An 18,376-nucleotide genomic window follows, 5' to 3' on the forward strand; every position below is an offset into this window, starting at 1 on the left:
AGCGAACCTACCCGTACGGACCTGCAGCCGGGCACCCGGAGGGAAACGCGATCGGGTCGGTGGCGAGCAGCCGCCGTGCCTCGGACTCGCCGTAGCTCCAGGTGCTCCAGGAGGTGTCGCCTTCCTTCAGCCGCTGCTGGATGAAGAAGAGCGTGCAGTCGCGCATCTTCCCGTCGAGCCGGTTGAGCGCGGGCACCGCGTCCGGCGACAGCGTCCCGAGGTATTCGCTGTCGATCCGGCCGGTCCGCTCGTACCGGGCCACGCCGCTGTCGGCGACCATCCGGTCCGGGTTGGCGATGGCCAGGCCCAGCAGGGTCAGCACGCCGGCCGCGATCGCCACCCGGGGCAGCCACGCCGCCCGCAGCCGGAGGCCGGCCGCCAGCACCAGCACGAAGACCAGGCCCAGCCAGGCCTCGCAGAGAAAGACCAGCAGGCGCAGGCGGGTCAGGCCGTACGTGTCGGCGTAGACGGTCATCCGGTGCAGCGCCGACGCCACGATCACCAGGGTCAGCACGGACAGCGCGCCCATGATGCCGCGGATCAGCATGCGGTCGAGCGGGTGGTCGCGGGGCGCCCAGCGGGCGGCGACACCGAGGACGGCCAGCGTCAGCCCGGTCACGATCAGCAGCTGCCAGAAACCGCCGCGGGCGTACTCGGCATAGGTCAGCCCCTCGGTGTCCAGCACGTGCGCGCTCCCTCCGAAGAGGACGGTGAGCTGCACGGCGACGAAGCCGAGGAACAGCAGTGCGAGCAGGCCCAGGGGTACGGCCCACTCCCAGCGATTCACCTTCCGCGCCGGTCCACCGTCCACAGTGGCAAGATCCGGCGGCGTGGCCCGCAGGTAGGCGGCGCCACCGAGCACGCCGCCGGCCACCACGAAGACGAAGACGGCCCGGAAGGTCGTACCGCCGTTGATCTCCGGAACCAGCGACTCCAGCAACCGCGCGAACGTGGCGTCGGCCGAGGCGAACAGCGCCCCGAACAGCAGGAGCAGGAACACACTGGTGATCACGGTCGCGGCGACCCGCATGCCGGAGCCCCCCGCGGCCCGGCGGCGGATCGAGGCCAGGCCGCGAGTCACCCACGGCAGCGCCCGGAACGGCGCCCCGAGAAACATCAGGTAGCCCATCGCCACCGCGCGGAACGACCGCCCGTTGCTCAGCGCCAGCGCGCCGGTCACCAGCGCGGTCAACGCGGCCAGCGCGAACAGCCACGGCGCGGACCGCAGCGTGCCGACACCCAGCAGGGCGACCGTGGCGGCGGCCCAGGCGTACCGGGCCGGATCGGCGGCGCGGCGGCGGACGGTCAGATCGGGCCAGGGCACCGTGGTGCCCGGCGCGGGCAGGCGCCGGATCCCGGCCAGGGCCGCGGTTCCGGCGACGCCGGCGACCAGCCAGCCGAGCCCGCCGCCGGTGATGCTGACCGAGGCCACCAGGGCGGCCAGGATCAGCACACCGGCCGTGGCCGGCGTGGCCGGACGGCCGGGACCCGGCCAGACGCCGCGGCCGAACATCCCGGTCCGCTGCCACGGCCCGGACACCAGCGCGATCACGGCCGGCGCCTGCTTCGGCACGCCGGCCGGCCGGTCCGGTCGATCGGGCTGGTCCGGCCGCGGCTGTCCGGCCGGCGGCGTCCACGGCTGCGGCGTCCGGGCCGGCGCCTTCGGTTCGGGTGTCACGTCTAGCTCATCTCCTCGGTCCTGAGTGCGGTGCCCCTGACGTGCCGTTCTCCGGTCCTTTGCTCTGCGCACCTATGGGCAACACTGGTCGTGCGCCTAGTGGTCGTGGTGTCTGCTCTGCGCACGTATGCGTACGTCTGGTCGTGCGCCTACTGGTCGTGGCGTCTGCTCTGCGCACCTATACGCACCACCCGGCGGTCAGGCGGAGGTCGTGGCCAAGGGCAGGGTGACGTGCACCTGGCAGCCCGGCGCCCCGGCCGGCGCCGGTTCGGCGATCGCGATCGTGCCCCGGTGCAGCTGGACCACCCAGCGGGCGATGGCCAGGCCCAGCCCGGTCCCGCCGCCGGTCGCCCGCTCGCCCCGGGTGAAGCGTTCGAACAGCCGCTCGCGGTCGGCCGCCGGGATGCCATCGCCGTCGTCGGCGACCACGATCAGCAGGTGGTCGCCCTGCTGCTCGGCGGTGACCCGGACGGTGCCGCCGGCCGGGCTGTGCCGGGTCGCGTTGTCCAGCAGGTTGGCGAAGACCTGGTGCAGGCGGCCGCGGTCGCCGGGCAGCACCACGTCGGCCGCGTCGAGCGAGAACGTGACGTCGTGGCCGGCGCCCTCGGCGGTCACCGTGGCCTCGCGGATCACGTCGTCGAGGAACGGGCGTACCCGGATCGGGACCTTGTCGAGGGTCAGCACGCCGGCGTCGACCCGGGACAGGTCGAGCAGCTCGGCGACCAGCCGGCCGAGGCGCTCGGTCTGGGCCAGGGCGGTCTTCATCACGTGCGGCTCGGCCTCGGCCACACCGTCGACGATGTTCTCCAGAACGGCCTGAAGAGCGGTGATCGGCGTACGCAACTCGTGCGAGACGTTGGCGATCAGCTCGCGCCGCTGCCGGTCGGCCGCCGCCAGGTCGGCCGCCATCATGTTGAACGCCACGGCCAGCTGGCCCACCTCGTCGCGGGAGGTGGCCCGGACCCGGCGGGTGTAGTCGCCCTGGGCCATCGCCTTGGCGGCCGCGGTCATCTCGCGCAAGGGCGAGGTGAGCCCGCGGGCCAGCAGCTGGAGGGCGCCGAGCGCGACGACGAAGGCGGTGACCGTGGTCCAGGGCGGCAGCCAGCCGATCCCGATGCGGAAGTAGGTCATGGCGGCGAGCAACGCGCCGAGCAGGATCAGCCCGATCTTGATCTTGATGGACCGGACCGGGTCGAGTGGGCGCGGCAGGGCCAGGTGGCGGAAGCTCAGCATCGCGGGGCCTCCAGCGCGTACCCGACGCCGTGCACCGTGCGGATCAGGTCGGCGCCCAGCTTGCGCCGCAGGCCCTTGATGTGGCTGTCCACGGTGCGGGTGCCGGAGGCGTCGGCCCAGCCCCAGACCTCGGCCAGCAGCCGTTCCCGGGGCAGCACCGCCCGCGGCCGCTCGGCCAGGTGGAGCAGCAGGTCGAACTCGGTCGGGGTGAGCTGAGCCTCGACCCCCGACCGGAGCACCCGGCGCTCGGCCCGGTTGATCTCCAGGTCGCCCACCCGGAGAAAGTCCTGGTCGGGGTCGACGGCGGCGGTTTTGGTGGCCCGCCGGACCAGGGCGTGCACCCGGGCGGCCAGCTCACGCATCGAGAACGGCTTGGTCAGGTAGTCGTCGGCGCCGACCGCGAGGCCGACCAGCATGTCGTTCTCGTCGTCGCGGGCGGTCAGCATGAGGATCGGCACCGGGCGCTCGGCCTGGAGCCGGCGGCACACCTCGAGGCCGTCGAAGCCGGGCAGCATGACGTCGAGCACGACCGCGTCCGGCGGCGTCCGGCGGGCGGCGGCCACCGCGGCCGGGCCGTCGCCGGCCAGTTCGACCACGAAACCCTCGGCGCGGAGCCGGGCCGCGACGGACTCGGCGATGGTCGGCTCGTCCTCGACCACGAGGACGCGCCGTTCGATGGCTGCGTTCACAACCCCATCTCCTATCTGACGAGCCGGGTCGGCGTCCCCCGTGAAGCGCCGATCTGGCCCACATCGGGGACCCTAACGAGCCCGCGTGCACGAGAAGGGGGCGGTTTGTGAAGGATCTGTGCAGATCCACCTGCCCTGTGGATAACTGTGTGGATAACGCGCCACGCCTGTGGACAACGCTGTGGATTCAGCGGGTCCAGTCGTGTTTGGCCGCGCGGATCAGCCGGTCCTTGAGCTCGCGGGTGTGCCGGCGGCTGACCGGCAGCTCGGCGCCGTCCACCGCGACCACGTAGCCCGACTGGGTCAGCCGCAGCTCGGAGACCAGGCGCAACTGCACCAGGTAGCTGCGGTGGATCCGGACGAACCCGGCGTCGGCCCAGCGGTCGGCCAGCGTGGCCAGCGAGACCCGGACCAGGTGCGAGGCGTCCGTGGTGTGCAGCCGGGCGTAGTCGCCCTGGGCCTCCACCCAGCGCACCGACGACCGGGGCAGCATCCGGGTGGTGCCGGCCAGCTCGACCGGGATGGCCGGTTCTTCCTCACGCTTGGTGGCCGGGGCCGGGGTGGCGCGCAGGCCGGCCACCCGGCGCAGCGACTCGGCCAGCCGCTCGGCCCGCACCGGTTTGCGGACGTAGTCGGTGACGCCCAGGTCGAAGGCGTCGACCGCGCCGTCGTCGTACGCGGTCACGAAGACGATGGCCGGCGGGTGCGCGAACCGGCGCAGGATCCGGGCCAGCTCCATGCCGTCCAGGCCGGGCATCCGGATGTCCAGGAAGACCGCGTCGACCTCGGTGTCGCGGAGCACGCGCAGCGCCTCGGTGGCGTCACCGGCCCGGTGCACGTGTGCAACCCGGTCGTCGGCGTTCAGCAGGTAGGCGAGCTCGTCCAGGGCCGGCGGCTCATCGTCGACCGCCAAGACCACCAACGCCGTGCTCACGCGCGTACCCCCGGATGGAATTTAGGCACTCGCATGCTCACCTTGGTCCCCTCGCCCGGGGCGGTCTCCACCACCAGCCCGAAGTGGTCGCCGAACACGCTGCGCAGCCGCTCGTCGACGTTCGTCAGGCCGACATGCTGGCCGTCGTCGGTCTCCGGCCGGCCCGGCGCGAACACCTCGGGATCCATGCCGACCCCGTCGTCCTCGACCGTGATGTGGCATTCGGCGCCCGCGTCGCGCGCCTCGATGCTCACCATACCGACGCCGGGCTTCCGGGACAGACCGTGCCGTACGGCGTTCTCCACCAGCGGCTGCAGGCACAGGAACGGCAGGCTGACCGGCAGCACCTCGGGCGCGATCTGCAGCCGCACCTGGAGCCGGTCGCCGAACCGGGCGCGCTCGATGGTCAGGTAGCGGTCGATCGAGCGCAGCTCCTCGGCCAGCGTGGTGAAGTCGCCGTGGGCGCGGAACGAGTAGCGGGTGAACTCGGCGAACTCCAGGATCAGCTCGCGGGCCCGCTCCGGGTCGGTGCGGACGAAGGATGCGATCGCGGTCAGCGCGTTGTAGATGAAGTGTGGGCTGATCTGGGCCCGGAGCGCCCGCACCTCGGCCCGGGCCAGCCGTTCCCGGGACGAGTCGAGCTCGGCCAGCGCCAGCTGCGACCCGGCCCAGCGCGCCGCCTCCTGGGTGGCCTGCACCAGCCCGGGCGCCGGTTGATCGTCGGCGATGGCCACCAGCGCCGCCGTGGCCAGCCCGTCCGCCCCGGTCAGCGGCACCACGACGGCCCCGCGCACAACACAGTCCATCCGATCACACGGCAGATCAGAGCCATTGAGTACGACGGGCCGGCTCGCCTGCACGGCCCGCTGCCCCGCCGCCGCGAACTGGCCGGCGTGGTGGCTGCCGCGCCCGTCGAAGGCCAGGCAGCGGTCGGCCTCGGCGATGGTCAGCCCGACCGCCCCGACCAGCGTGCGCAGGTGGCGGACGGCCTTGCCGGCCGAGCTCGGGGTGAGCCCGCCCCGCAACGGCTCGGCGGCCTGGGCCGCGGTGTGCAGCACGTCGTAGGTGGCCCGCTGCATGGCCGTGGCGATCCGGCGCCGGCCGCGCAGGCGCAGCACCGCGACGACCGCCCCGGCGAGCGCGGCCACCGCGGCCAGCACCGCCAGCACGGTCGGAAGATCGGGCCTCACCCGCGGCATCCTGCCATGCCCGGGTCGGGGCGACGCGTGGCCTAGTAGGCGCCCTTGCGCTTGAGGACGACCCAGATGGTGCGCCAGAGGATGCCAAGGTCGTAGGTCAGTGACCAGTTGTCGACGTAGTACAGGTCGAGCCGGACCGCCTCGTCCCAGGAGAGGTCGGAGCGGCCGCTGACCTGCCACAGGCCGGTGATGCCGGGGCGGACCAGCAGGCGGCGGCGGACGTCGCCCAGGTAGTCGCCGTCGTCGGCGGGCAGCGGGCGCGGGCCGACCAGCGACATCTCGCCCCGGAGCACGTTGATCAGCTGCGGCAGCTCGTCCAGCGAACTGCCCCGCAGCTTCTGGCCGAAGGAGAAGATCCGCGGGTCGTTCTTCATCTTGAAGAGCATCCCGTCGGAGTCGTTCAGCTCCTCCAGCGTGGCCTTGCGCTCCTCGGCGTCCACGTACATGGTCCGGAACTTCCAGACCCGGAAGGTACGGCCCTCGTGGCCGACCCGGGGCTGCCGGAAGAACACCGGGCCGGGGTCGGAGAGCCGGATGCCGATCGCGATCAGCAGCAGCAGCGGGCTGAGCGCGACCAGGCCGAGGAAGGCGGCGACCCGGTCGAGCAGGTTCTTGGCCAGCCAGGCCGGCCCGGAGAGGGTCGGCTCCTCGACATGCAGCAGGGGCAGGCCCTCGATCGGGCGGATGTGCACACGCGGGCCGGCGATGTCGGTGAGCTGGGGCGCGACCACCAGGTCGACGCCGGTGCCCTCGAGCTGCCAGGCCAGCCGGCGCAGCTCGCCCGGTTCGGCGCTGGCCGAGCCGCAGACCGCGATGGTGTCGGCCCCGACCTCGCGGACGAGGGACAGGACGTCGCGCCCGGCGTACACCGGGACCGGGGTTTCGATGCCCCGGACCGAGGCCAGGCCGTCGGTGATGTGGATCGCCACCGGGATCAGACCGGCGGCCGGGCTGCGGGTCACCGCGGTGTAGACCTCGAGCGCCTCGGGCAGCGTGCCGACCAGGACCATCCGGTGGGCGCCGTGCCCGGTGCGGCGGCGGGCGAAGTGCAGGACCTGCCGGGCGAAATAGCGGCCGAGCAGGATGAACACCAGGGCGCCGCCGGAGACCAGCGCGACCGTTCCCCGGGACAGCGAGACCTTGTTGGCGAACGCGGCCACGGAGACGCTGGCCACGATCACCACGAACGAGCGGAAGACCCGCTTGAACTCCTCGCTGCCCAGGCCCAGATAGCGCCGGTCGTAGCTGCCGCCGCTCCAGAGCACGAACACCCAGGCCACCGGCAGGGCGCCGTACGCCATCGCGGTGAAGATCTCGGGCTGGTTCTGGAAACCGGCGTTGGCCTGCTCCAGCGTCGAGGTGGCGATGTAACTGGCCAGCACGGCGGACAGGAAGTCGAGGACGATCAGAACCGCGGTGTACGGCCGGTGCCAACGGGAGACCCGGCGGTGACTGCGGGTCCACGCGCTTCGGGGTACGCCGTTGCTCGGCGGTGGTTCCTGCCACTCGAAGCTGTCGTACGGCATGTTGCTCCGGCTGTTACTGGTCGCCGGTCGCGAGAGGCTCGTGGTCACCTCGCCTACGTCCTCCCGCATTCCGACCGCCCGACGTTATTACGCACTGCCACGGCCAATGGTCACCGACGATGACTGCCGGTCTGCTTCGCGCCGTGGGCGAAGCGTGGGACCGGGCCACTATACCGATGGATCGGGGCGGGAGAAGCGGACGTTACGCCCGCAATGCCTCTCTACACCCCGCGTTACCTGATCAACTTGGAAAGCCGCCGGTCGGCAAGGGGTTTGCCGCCGGTCTGACAGGTCGGGCAGTACTGCAGGCTCTTGTCGGCGAAGGAGACCTCACGCACGGTGTCGCCGCAGACCGGACAGGGCAGTCCGGTGCGGGCGTGCACCCGCATGCCGGCCCGCTTCTCGCCCTTGAGCTCGGCCGCCTTCATGCCGACCGACCGGGCCACCGCGTCGGTCTCCACCTGGCGTGTCGCCTCGTAGAGCGCGGTCATCTGTTCCTCGGTGAGCTTCCCGGTCAGCGCGAAGGGCGAGATCTTGGCGGTGTGCAGGATCTCGTCGGAGTACGCGTTGCCGATGCCGGCCAGCACCTCCTGGTCGGTCAGCACGCCCTTGACCTGCCCGTTCCGGCCGCGGATCCGCTCGGCGAACTCGTCCCGCGTGACGGCCAGCGCGTCGGGGCCGAGTCGCGCCACGCCCGGCACCTCGCCCGGGTCGCGTACCAGGTAGGCGGCCAGGGACTTCTGGGTGCCGGCCTCGGTCAGATCAAACCCGGACCCGTCGTCCAGCCGTACGCGCACCGCGATCGGCCCGCTGCCCGGTTTGAGCGGCGTGGCCGATTTGAAGGCCTCCCGATAGTGCAGCCAGCCCGCCCGGGCCAGGTGCACGACCAGGTGGATCTGGTCCTTCTCCTCGCGGGGGCCGAGCCCGATGTCGAGGAACTTGCCGTGTCGCCCGGCGCTGGTGACCTCGAGGCCGGCGATGGCGGTGGGTGGCGGGTCGAAGGTCTTCAGCGCGCTGAAGGAGGACACCTCGAACCGTTCGACCGTGTGGCCGACCGCGCGCTCTCGCAGGTACGCACCGAGCGCCTCGACCTCGGGAAGTTCTGGCACAAGCTCCACGGTAGCCTCCCTGAGCGTGAAGGTCGTGGTTGCGCACAACCGTTATCGCGAGGCGATGCCCTCCGGGGAGAACGTCATCGTGGACACCGAGATCGCCCAGCTGGGAGCGGCCGGTGTCGACGTGGTGCCGTTCCAGCGCAGCTCGGACGACATCGGCGAGCTGCCGCTGGTCCAGAAGGCGCTGCTGCCGCTGTCGCCGATCTACGGCTTCTCGTCGCAGCGTGACCTGGCGGCGCTGCTGGCGGCGGAGCGGCCGGACGTCGTGCACCTGCACAACCCGTACCCGCTGATCTCGCCCTGGATCGTGCGAACGGCGCACAAGCACGGGGTGCCGGTGGTGCAGACCGTGCACAACTACCGGCAGGTGTGCTCGCCGGGGCTGTACTTCCGGGACGGGCACAACTGTTACGAATGCCGCGGCAAGCTGATCGGCTATCCCGCGGTCGTGCACAAGTGCTACCGCGGGTCGAGCGCGCAGAGCGCCCTGATGGCGACCACGCTCGCGGTCCATCGGCCGACGTGGCGCTCGGTCGACCGGTTCATCGCGCTGACCGACAGGATCGCCGAGCATCTGTCCTCGTACGGCATCCCCGACGACCGCATCGTGATCAAGCCCAACGGCCTGCCCGACCCGGGTACGCCGGCCCCGCTGGGTGACGGCTTCCTGTACGCCGCTCGGCTGTCCCCCGAGAAGGGACTGGCGCTGCTGCTGGACGCGTGGCAGCGGCATCCGGACGGGTCGCTGGGCATGCTGCGGATCGCCGGTGACGGTGAGTTGCGCCCGCTGGCCGAGGCCGCGGCGGCGTCCCGGTCGGACGTCGAGTACCTCGGGGTGCTGGACCGGGCCGGGATGGCCGCGGCACGGCGGGCCGCGTCGGTGGCGGTCGTCGTCCCGACCTGGGAAGACGTGCTGCCGACGGTCGTCCTGGAGGCGATCTCGCACGGGCGGCCGGTGCTGGGCACGGCGGTCGGCGGGATCCCGTACCTGCTGGGTGACGATGCCGGGTGGACGGTTCCACCGGACGCCGCGGCGCTGGCCGCGGCGCTGCCCACGGCTCGGGCCGGCGCCGGCGCACTGTCCGAATCGGCCAGAAAGCGGTGGGTGAGCCACTTTCATCCGGATGTGCTGACCGCTCGATTGATCGATGTCTACAACGACTTCACAGGAAAATCACATTCCTTGCCTAGGTAGATATCGATCCACTTGGGGAATGCTGGGTCGGGTGACGGAAACCCCCACCTCCAAGGTCAAGATCCCTCGCCGGAACCTGCTGCTCGGCGTCGGTGGTGGCGTCGTGCTCGCCGCCGCGGCCGGTGGCGCCGGCTACGCCATCGGACACTCCGGTGACGCCGAGCCCACCCAGCCCGCCGCCGACCCGGTGGCGGCCCAGCCGAAGTACCGTTCGCGCCCCGATCTGCGCACCCTGCCGGACGTGACGATCACCGTCCCGGCCAACGCGACCGCACCCGGGTACATCTTCCTGACACCGGCCTCCGGCGCCGGCCTGTGGGGACCGCTGATCGTCGACGACAAGGGCTCGCCGGTCTGGTTCCGCAAGGTCCCCGACCCGGCCACCGTCGCCATCGACTTCAAGGTCCAGCAGTACCGCAACAAGCCGGTCCTGACCTGGTGGGAGGGCACCATCGGCGGCACCGGCGGCCAGGGTGTCGGCCAGGGCGAGTTCGTCATCGCCGACGAGAACTACCGCGAGATCACCCGGGTCCGCGCGGCCGGCACCGAGCAGGCCGACCAGCACGACTTCGTGATCACCCCGCGCAACACCGCGCTGTTCTGGGTGTACGACCCGATCCCGATGGACCTGACGGCCATGGGCGGCCCGGCCGACGGCGTGCTGCACGACGGCGTCATCCAGGAGATCGACATCGCCACCGGCAAGCGCCTCTTCGAGTGGCGCGCCCGCGACCACGTCGACCTGGACGAGTCCCACGCCCCGCTGCCCCAGGGCGACTCGGCCCACCTGCCCTGGGACTACTTCCACCCCAACTCGGTCGGCCTGGACGCCGACGGTCACCTGATCATCTCGGCCCGGCACACCTGGACCTGCTACAAGATCAACAAGGAGACCGGCGAGGTGATCTGGCGCCTGGGCGGCAAGAAGAGCACCTTCATCATCGACGAGCAGACCAGGTTCTCCTGGCAGCACGACTTCCGTCGCCGCCGGGACGGCTCGTATGGCATGTTCGACAACGGCGCCGGCGTCACCAAGGAACGCCCCTACTCACGCGGCCTGATCCTCAAGCTGGACGAGGCGGCCAAGACCGCGACCTTCGTCCGCGAGTTCGTCCACCCCGACAAGATCTCCGCACCCACCCAGGGCAGCTTCCGCGAGCTGGCCGACGGCGGCAACTTCATCGGCTGGGGCCAGATGCCCCACTTCACCGAGTTCACCGCCGACGGCAAGGTGCGGCTCAACGGCCACCTCCCGCTGGACAACCAGTCCTACCGCGCCTACAAGGCCGAGTGGGCCGGCGCGCCCCTCGACCAGCCGGCCCTGGGCCTGTCCGTCGAGAACGGCGGCGTGACCGTCAGCGTCAGCTGGAACGGCAACACCAAGGTGGCCAAGTGGCGGGCCCGCTCGGGCAGTCAGCCCAAGGCGCTGACGGCCACCACGGCCGAGGTCGCCCGAACCGGTTTCGAGACCAGGCTGACCATTCAGGGCACCCCGGAATACGTGGTGGCCGACGCCCTGGACACCAACGGCAAGGTCCTGGGCACCAGCTCCGCCATTCCCGTCCGCGTCTGACCGAACGCCCGCCGAGTGTTTACTCTCTGCCTCAGGAAGGCGACTTCCGATCCCGCCTTGGGCCCCGCGCGAGCGGGGCCTTCGTGCGTCAGTCGGCGGTTCCGGCGGGGACCACCCACACGACCGGCTGGCCGGTGATGGCCGCGATCATGTCGAAGTCGCCGTCGTAATGCATCACGGTCGCGCCGTGGCGCTCGGCGGTCGCCGCGATCAGCAGGTCAGCCATGGAGAGGGCGCGATGGATCCCCTTACCCACGGCTTGGAGCTGGATGTCCGCCGCGCGGTCCCAGGTTTCGTCCGGCATCGCGAGCCAGTCGAAGCCGCGGAGGAGATACCGCGCCCGTTGAGCCTCTTCCGCGGTGCGGGCGCTGTGGACCACCTCGATCTCCACGGCGGTGCACACGGCCAGCAGCCCTCGATCGGAAAGCTCGTCGAGAACGGAAGCGACGGGCGGCTTCGGCCATCGAGCCATGGCCGACTTGTCCAGCAGGAAGCGGCGTTGTGTCACGTGGCGTCCGGAGCTCCGGTCAGATCGGGCAATCCGCCGGCCTTGAGCCAGTCGGCGAAATCACGCCTCTTCTCGCGGTTGACCAAGGCCTGAAGAGCCGCATTCACCGTTGCCCGCTTCGTCTTGGTGCCGAGGATCTCCGCTGCTTCGGAGAGCAGATCGTCGTCAACGTCGAGGATCGTTCGTGCCATCGTCTCGACCTCCTTCGCGAGAGTCCCGGCCGATGATATCAAAACTTCGATGAGTTGATATCAAGACTTCCGGCCCGAGATGATCACCGCCTGAGGGCCTCGCGGCCGGAGAAGGCGATGCTGGCGGCCAGGAACGCCCCGTTGACCAGGGTGAACAGCCCGACCAGCCAGATCGTCCACTGTGGCGCGACGGTGAGCACCGCCCCGGCCAGCGCCACCACGAACCCGTAGTCGCGGACCAGCTTCACCAGCCGCACCGGCATCGAGGTGCTGGGGACCATGCTGGCCGCGGACGGACCGGCCTGCATCACCGAGGTGACCAGGTTGACCATCCAGGTTCCGGCGAACGCCGCCAGGAGCCAGGCCGGCGTGGACGGCACCTGGGCCTCGGCCACCGAGGCCAGCGCGGCCACCAGCGCGATCTGCGCCGCCACGTCACAGAGCACATCGATGCGGGCGCCCGCCGCGCTGGTCTGGCCGGTCACCCGGGCCAGCTGGCCGTCGGAGCAGTCCAGCGCGTACGCGATCTGCCACCCGACCAGCGCGAGCAATCCGAACGGCCAGGCCCAGAAGCGCCCGTCGGCCACCGGCTCGGCCGTCGCCACCACCGCGACCGAGACCAGGCAGCCCAGCCCGAGGTTGGCCACCGTGAGCACGGTCGGCGCGATCCGATGCTTGTTCGCGAACACCGCGATGCGGGCGCCGACCTGCTGGGCGACCAGCTCGCTGAAGAGTCCTCCGCCGCGGTTGACCCGATAGAAGTCGGCCGCGGTCGGCTCAGCAGGCGGCGACGGCGGCGTCATACTCGGCCAGTTTCTCGGCGATCTCATGCGGCTTCATCTCGAGGTGTTCGAGGATGGTGTAGCGGTCCGGCCGGGTCCGCGGCGCGAACTCCACGACGCGCACGAACTGCTCCTCGTCAAGACCAACATCGGCCGGTGTACGCGGAAGCTGATGCCGGGACAGGCACGCGGACATCTCGGTGAAGCGGCGCGTGTCCCCGCGCAGGAACGTGCAGAACAGGGCGCCCAGCCCGGCCAGCTCGCCGTGGGACGCCGTGCCGGGGTAGAGCGCGTCGGTGGCGTGCATGATCTCGTGGCAGCCGCCACTGGACGGGCGGCTGCTCCCGCACACCGCCATGGCCAGCCCGCTGGAGATCAGCGCCTCGGCGAGGACCGTCAGGAACCCGTCGTCGTTCATGTCGCCGGGGTGCGTCAGGACCGCTTCCGCGCCCATCCGGGCGAGCGACGCCGCCAGGCCGTCGACCGGCTCGTTGCGGACCTGCCGGGCCAGCTCCCAGTCGGCCAGCGCGCTGATGTTGCTGATCACGTCGCCGATGCCGCCGCGGTTGACGCGTTCCGGGCCGTTCTCGACGAAGTCCAGGTCGACCACGACGGCGATCGGGATGTGTACGCCGTACGACCCCTTGATCCCGTCGTTGATCAGGCTGGCCACTGGGGACGCGACGCCGTCGTTGGCGAGGCTGGTGGCCACCGACACCATCGGGATGGCCCAGCGGGTGGCCGCGTACTTGGCGGTGTCGACCGTGGCGCCGCCGCCGATGCCGACCACCGCGTCGTAGTGCCGTGAACGCAGCTTCGCGGCCAGTTCGAGCGCGGCGTCGAGGGTGCCGCCGGAGGTGGTGTAGACGTCGGCCGCGCCCAGCTGCGGCCGGATCAGGTCGATGACCCGCTCGCCCAGCCCGGGCCCGACCACCACCGCCACGTCGCCGCCGGCCGAGATCCGCCCGTCGGACAGGATCCGGCCGAGGTTGGCCACGGCGCCCCGGCGCACCTCGATGTGCAGCGGCGCCTGGACCGTGCGTGCTAGTAGCGGCATGCGATCTCCCGCGCCTTGGCCAGGTCGTCGTGGTTGTCGACCTCGACCCAGGGCACGTCGCCGATCGCCGCCATCCGGATCTCGCCGCCTCGGTTCACGTACTCCTGGTACCCGTCCTCGTAGTAGAGATTCGGGTCGCGTTCCCAGGTCGTCCGGAGCGCGTCGGCCAGGTCGGCGGCCACCGAGGCCTCGATGACGGTCGCGCCGATGTACTCGCCGTGTGCCTCGGCCGGATCCATCAGTTTCGTGATCCTGGCCAACCGGCCATCCGGCGTGAACGTCGTCTTCATCTCCTCGTCACCCAGCTTCTTGAGGCTGTCGACGGCGAGCAGAATTTGGGGTCCACGGTTCGCCAGCAGGGTCTCCTCGACGCTGACCGGGTGCACGGTGTCGCCGTTGACCAGGAGCGCGCCCTGAGCGAAATGCTCACGGGCGAGCCACAGGGAGTAGGCGTTGTTCCACTCCTCGGCCTTGTCGTTGTGCACAAGGGTGAGGGTGACGCCGTACTTCTCCTCGAAAGTGGCTTTCCGCTGCTCGACGGCGGACGACTGGTAACCGACCACTACGGTTACGTCGTTGAGCCCAGCAGCGGCGAGGTTGCGCAGCGAGATGTCCATGATCGTCGTCTCGCCGTCGACCGGCACGAGTGCCTTGGGCAACGTGTCGGTGTAGGGGCGTAGCCGACGGCCGGCGCCGGCCGCCAGAATGAGACCGATCATGTGGGTCCTTCCGGGCAGAGGGGTGCCGTCCGAGAATAGCCGCGGCTCGTAAGCTTGTGAGCATGACCGCTGAGCAGCTGATCTCGTTCGCCCGTGGCGCCCCGTCCCTGGACATCATCGATGTGCAGGGCCTCAAGGACGCGGCTGCGCGCGCTTTCGACGCCGATCCGGCCGGCATGACCGCGTACGGCACCTCCGTCGGCTACGTTCCGCTGCGCAAGTGGATCGCCGAGAAGCACGGCGTCTCGCCCGACCAGGTGATCGTCACCAACGGCTCGCTCCAGGCCGACGCGTTCCTCTTCAACCACCTGGTGAAGCCGGGCGACGACGTGGTGGTGGAGAGCCCCACCTACGACCGCACCCTGCTGAGCCTGCAGAACCTGGGCGCCAAGGTGCACCAGGTGACGCTGGAGCCGGACGGCATCGACGTCGCCGAGCTGCGCGCGCTGCTGGAGTCCGGCGTACGCCCCAAGCTGGCGCACATCATCCCGAACTACCAGAACCCGGCCGGTGTCACGCTTTCCGCCGAAAAGCGCCGCGACCTGCTGGCTCTCGCCGCCCAGTACGAGTTCCTGATCTTCGAGGACGACCCGTACGTCGACATCCGCTTCCGCGGCGACGCCCTGCCGTCGATGCTGTCGCAGGACACCGGCAACGTGGTCGTGCACGCCTCCAGCTTCACCAAGACGGTCTGTCCGGGTGTCCGCGTCGGCTACCTGGTCGGCCCGGCGGCGCTGATCGACGCGATCGCCAAGAAGGCCACCAACCTCTACATCTCGCCCGGCATGGTGTCCGAGGCGATCGTGCACCAGTTCTGCGTCTCCGGTGACATCGACCGCTCGATCTCCACGGTCAGCAAGGCCCTCGGCGAGCGGGCCCGGGTCCTGGGCGAGGCGCTGCGCAAGCACATCCCCGGCGCCACCTTCGTCGAGCCGGACGGCGGCTACTTCCTCTGGGTCGACCTGCCCGACTCGGTCGATGTAGAGCTGCTGTTCCCGGCCGCGATGAAGAAGGGGGTGGCGATCGTGAAGGGCACCGACTTCTTCGTCGACGGCGGCCGGCACTCGATGCGGCTGGCGTTCTCGGCCGTGACGGTCGATCAGATCGAGGAGGGCGTACGCCGGATCGCGGTCGCGATGGAGGAACTGGCGGCCTGATACGTAAGTGTCGGGTTTCTGACACAGAGACGGTTTCCGCTGCGCGGCCGAAAAGGCAGACAATGCGCAGCGGACCTACCCCCCGCCCCGGCGGCGGGCGGGCCGACCGTGGCACTCCACCCCCTCCAGCCGCGGCCGGCCCGCCCGGCGCCACCACCTTGGGGAGGTCTTCATGAGCGAGAACAGCCTGAACCGCTCGCTGTCCCGCGCCTGGACGGCGCCGGTCCGAGCCATGAACCGCTTCCTCGGTACGTCCGACAGCCCGCGCCGCGCCCCGGCCCGCTCGGGCGAGTACGGCAGCTCGGTGATCGACTGCGGGCTCTACATCGACGGCAAGCGCGAGCCCGGCGAGTTCACCCCCGACGAGGCGCTGCGGGAGGCGTGCGAGCGGGACAACGCGTTCGTCTGGCTGGGTCTGCACGAGCCGTCCGAGGCCGAGATGATCGACATCGCACAGACGTACGGGCTGCACGAGCTGTCGGTCGAGGACGCCGTCAAGGCCGAGCAGCGGCCCAAGCTGGAGCAGTTCGGCGCGGTCCAGTTCCTGGTCCTGCGTACCGCCCGCTACGTGCCGCACAGCGAGCTGACCGAGACGTCCCAGGTGGTCGAGACCGGCCACATGATGATCTTCATCGGCGAGCGCTTCGTGATCACCGTCCGGCACGGCGACGCGTCCGAGCTCGCCCCGGTCCGCGCCAACCTCGAGACCGAACGTCCCCAGCTGCTCGAACAAGGGCCCTGGGCGGTCGCGTACGCCGTGACCGACCGCGTCGTCGACCTGTACGTCGAGGTGGCCGACCAGGTCGAGGTCGATCTCGACACGATCGAGGAGAGCGTGTTCTCGCGGGACAGCGGCTCCCGCATCCAGCACATCTACCAGATGAAGCGCGAGCTGGTGGAGTTCCGCCGGGCGGTGGTGCCGCTCCAGCGCCCGCTGGCCACCATCACCGCGCCCCAGAACCGCCTGGTGCCCAAGGAGATCCGGCGCTACTTCCGCGACGTTCAAGACCATCTGACGCGTACGGTCGAGCAGGTCTCCTCGTACGACGACCTGCTGAACTCGATCCTCCAGGCCCGCCTGGCCCAGGTGACCGTCGACCAGAACAACGACATGCGCAAGATCGCCGCCTGGGCCGGCATCTCGGCGGTATGGACCGCGATCGCCGGCGTCTACGGCATGAACTTCGCGCACATGCCCGAGACCCAGTGGCTCTACGGCTATCCGGTGATGCTGACGCTGATGGTGTCGATATCGGTGCTGCTCTACCGCGCTTTCCGCAAGAACGGCTGGCTGTAGCCCACCGGCGTGGGCGCCGCCCCCCATCGACCCATCGATACTTCTAGAGTGTCGGGGTGCCGTCGCGTCAGGACCAGCTCCACTCGTACCAGTACTCGCTTCAGCGGGTGGTGGCGGCGCTGGTCACCCACGACCCCGACCCACACCGCTCGCCCCTGCGCCGGGCCGGCACCACCGCGCTCGTCAGCCTGGTGATCGCCGCCCTCGCGGTCGGCGCCGCCGCCATCTACGGCCTGCTCACCGGCAACACCACCGCCAACATGAAGGACGAGTCGGTGGTGTACATGGAGAAGGGGTCCGGCGCCCGGTATGTCTACCTGGCCTCGGACAACAGGCTCCACCCGGTGCTCAACTACGCCTCCGGCCTGCTGGTCGCCAACGCGCAGGCGCCGCGAATGGTGACCGCTTCGCGTGAGCGGCTGGCCTCGGTCCCGCTCGGCGACCCGCTCGGCATCCCCGACGCGCCCGACTCCCTGCCGGTCAAGAAAGACCTGGTCACCGGCGACTGGACGGTCTGTTCGGCGCCGCCCGCGGTCACCTCCGGCGCGACCCAGCCGCAGAGCACGCTGATCATCGGCGCGCGGGCCACCGGGGGCACCATCCTGGCCGCCCCCGACGCGCCCAGGGGCCTGCTGGCCCGTGACACGGCCAAGCCCAACCGCACCTATCTGCTCTTCGGCAACCGCCGCTTCCCGATCCCGGCCAGCCGCGAGACGGCCAGCCTGCGGGCGCTGGGCTGGAACGCGCAGCAGCCGTACCCGGTCTCGGCCGGCTTCATCAACGCCGTGCCGGTCGGCCCCGACCTCCAGGCGCCCCGGATCGACAACCTGGGCGCCCCGTCCGGCGTGGCTGGTTTCCGGATCGGCCAGCTGCTCACCGACGGCAAGCAGTGGTCGGTGGCGGTCGCCGACGGCGCCGCCGCGCTGACCGACGTGCAGGCCCGGCTGCTCCAGGCCGACCGGCAGATCCCGCCGGCGATCAACCTGGGCACCGCCTTCAACAACGTGCAGGGGTCCAAGCTGCGGCTGGCCGGGGGTGAGGGGTTGCCGGCCACCGTTCCCGAGCTGACCGAGCCGCGCGAGCGGGCCTGCATGACCCTGCCGGTCGGCAAGGAATCCCAGGCCGGGCTGCGGATCGACCCGACAGTCCCGACCGGCGCGCAGATGCGCGGCGCGTCGGCCGCGCCGGGTGGGGTGCAGGCCGATTTTGTGTACGTCCCTCGCGGCAAGGGCGCGCTGGTGGTGGCCGCGGCCTCGCCGAACGCGCCGGCCGGGACCGGAACGGTGAGCATCGTCACCGACACCGCGACCCGGTACCCGATCGCCGGCCGTGACCTGCTCGGCCGCCTCGGCTACGGCGGCGTGAACCCGCAGCAGGTGTCCTCGCAGATGATCGCGATGCTGCCGCAGGGCCCGTCGCTCGACGCGGCGAAGGCCCGCCAGGCCGTCACGACCGGGTGACGCACATGCGCATATGGGCTCAGAGACGTCTCCGAGCCCATATGCGCATCAATGCTGTTACCG

General features: G+C 70.8%; 17 protein-coding genes. 5 read left to right on the forward strand and 12 right to left on the reverse strand.

Translation table 11 applies throughout. The features are described from left to right. Positions 1–7: 7 nt before the first annotated feature. From AB0O15_RS01435 to AB0O15_RS01465, 7 genes are all read right to left on the reverse strand, one after another. The gene (locus tag AB0O15_RS01435; RefSeq protein ID WP_364312499.1) at positions 8–1,678 is read right to left on the reverse strand and encodes a DUF4173 domain-containing protein; all 1,671 of its coding nucleotides are present in this window, start codon (positions 1,676–1,678) and stop codon (positions 8–10) included. A 198-nt stretch (positions 1,679–1,876) separates the two neighbouring features. Continuing rightward, positions 1,877–2,911, reverse strand: coding sequence for an ATP-binding protein (locus tag AB0O15_RS01440; RefSeq protein WP_364312502.1), 1,035 nt, complete (start codon positions 2,909–2,911; stop codon positions 1,877–1,879). Next, on the reverse strand, positions 2,905–3,600 hold the full coding sequence (locus AB0O15_RS01445) for a response regulator transcription factor (protein WP_364312505.1): 696 nt from the start codon (positions 3,598–3,600) through the stop codon (positions 2,905–2,907). The genes AB0O15_RS01440 and AB0O15_RS01445 overlap by 7 nt, the downstream gene beginning before the upstream one ends. A gap of 187 nt (positions 3,601–3,787) precedes the next feature. Beyond that, on the reverse strand, positions 3,788–4,534 hold the full coding sequence (locus AB0O15_RS01450) for a LytTR family DNA-binding domain-containing protein (protein WP_364312508.1): 747 nt from the start codon (positions 4,532–4,534) through the stop codon (positions 3,788–3,790). Next, positions 4,531–5,724 (reverse strand): histidine kinase, encoded by a 1,194-nt coding sequence (locus tag AB0O15_RS01455; protein WP_364312510.1) that lies wholly within the window; start codon positions 5,722–5,724, stop codon positions 4,531–4,533. The genes AB0O15_RS01450 and AB0O15_RS01455 overlap by 4 nt, the downstream gene beginning before the upstream one ends. A gap of 41 nt (positions 5,725–5,765) precedes the next feature. Continuing rightward, a complete protein-coding gene (locus AB0O15_RS01460) occupies positions 5,766–7,259 on the reverse strand; it encodes a sugar transferase (RefSeq protein ID WP_364316943.1) in 1,494 nt (497 codons plus the stop codon). 233 nt (positions 7,260–7,492) lie between these two features. After that, complete coding sequence (locus tag AB0O15_RS01465) at positions 7,493–8,368, reverse strand: DNA-formamidopyrimidine glycosylase family protein (protein ID WP_364316946.1); 876 nt, start codon at positions 8,366–8,368, stop codon at positions 7,493–7,495. 25 nt (positions 8,369–8,393) lie between these two features. Between AB0O15_RS01465 and AB0O15_RS01470 the strand changes: the two genes are divergently transcribed. Continuing rightward, a complete protein-coding gene (locus tag AB0O15_RS01470; protein ID WP_364312512.1) occupies positions 8,394–9,569 on the forward strand; it encodes a glycosyltransferase family 4 protein in 1,176 nt (391 codons plus the stop codon). 31 nt (positions 9,570–9,600) lie between these two features. Beyond that, complete coding sequence (locus AB0O15_RS01475; protein ID WP_364312515.1) at positions 9,601–11,142, forward strand: arylsulfotransferase family protein; 1,542 nt, start codon at positions 9,601–9,603, stop codon at positions 11,140–11,142. Between the two features lie 88 nt (positions 11,143–11,230). Here AB0O15_RS01475 and AB0O15_RS01480 read toward each other — a convergent pair whose 3' ends face one another. The 5 genes from AB0O15_RS01480 to AB0O15_RS01500 form a co-directional block, all read right to left on the reverse strand. Continuing rightward, on the reverse strand, positions 11,231–11,650 hold the full coding sequence (locus AB0O15_RS01480; protein ID WP_364312518.1) for a PIN domain nuclease: 420 nt from the start codon (positions 11,648–11,650) through the stop codon (positions 11,231–11,233). Beyond that, on the reverse strand, positions 11,647–11,841 hold the full coding sequence (locus AB0O15_RS01485; protein ID WP_364312520.1) for a type II toxin-antitoxin system VapB family antitoxin: 195 nt from the start codon (positions 11,839–11,841) through the stop codon (positions 11,647–11,649). The genes AB0O15_RS01480 and AB0O15_RS01485 overlap by 4 nt, the downstream gene beginning before the upstream one ends. A gap of 83 nt (positions 11,842–11,924) precedes the next feature. Next, positions 11,925–12,644: a CDP-alcohol phosphatidyltransferase family protein gene (locus tag AB0O15_RS01490; RefSeq protein ID WP_364312523.1), complete on the reverse strand. Its 720-nt coding sequence runs from the start codon at positions 12,642–12,644 to the stop codon at positions 11,925–11,927. Beyond that, entirely contained in the window at positions 12,619–13,680 is a 1,062-nt protein-coding gene (locus AB0O15_RS01495; RefSeq protein ID WP_364312525.1) for an iron-containing alcohol dehydrogenase family protein, read from the reverse strand. Before AB0O15_RS01495 ends, AB0O15_RS01490 begins: the two co-directional genes overlap by 26 nt. Next, positions 13,668–14,399: a phosphocholine cytidylyltransferase family protein gene (locus AB0O15_RS01500; RefSeq protein WP_364312527.1), complete on the reverse strand. Its 732-nt coding sequence runs from the start codon at positions 14,397–14,399 to the stop codon at positions 13,668–13,670. Before AB0O15_RS01500 ends, AB0O15_RS01495 begins: the two co-directional genes overlap by 13 nt. Before the next feature lie 62 nt (positions 14,400–14,461). Here AB0O15_RS01500 and AB0O15_RS01505 point away from each other — a divergent pair, with 62 nt between their 5' ends. The 3 genes from AB0O15_RS01505 to eccB all read left to right on the forward strand — a co-directional run bounded on the left by AB0O15_RS01505 (position 14,462) and on the right by eccB (position 18,313). Beyond that, entirely contained in the window at positions 14,462–15,556 is a 1,095-nt protein-coding gene (locus AB0O15_RS01505) for a PLP-dependent aminotransferase family protein (RefSeq protein WP_364312529.1), read from the forward strand. 172 nt (positions 15,557–15,728) lie between these two features. Then, positions 15,729–16,853, forward strand: coding sequence for a magnesium/cobalt transporter CorA (gene corA, locus AB0O15_RS01510; protein WP_364312532.1), 1,125 nt, complete (start codon positions 15,729–15,731; stop codon positions 16,851–16,853). Positions 16,854–16,909: 56 nt separating this feature from the next. Further along, on the forward strand, positions 16,910–18,313 hold the full coding sequence (gene eccB, locus AB0O15_RS01515; RefSeq protein ID WP_364312536.1) for a type VII secretion protein EccB: 1,404 nt from the start codon (positions 16,910–16,912) through the stop codon (positions 18,311–18,313). Positions 18,314–18,376 lie beyond the last annotated feature (63 nt).

Origin of the sequence: Actinoplanes sp. NPDC089786, assembly GCF_040684855.1 — a bacterium.
In the GTDB taxonomy this organism is placed as follows: domain Bacteria; phylum Actinomycetota; class Actinomycetes; order Mycobacteriales; family Micromonosporaceae; genus Actinoplanes.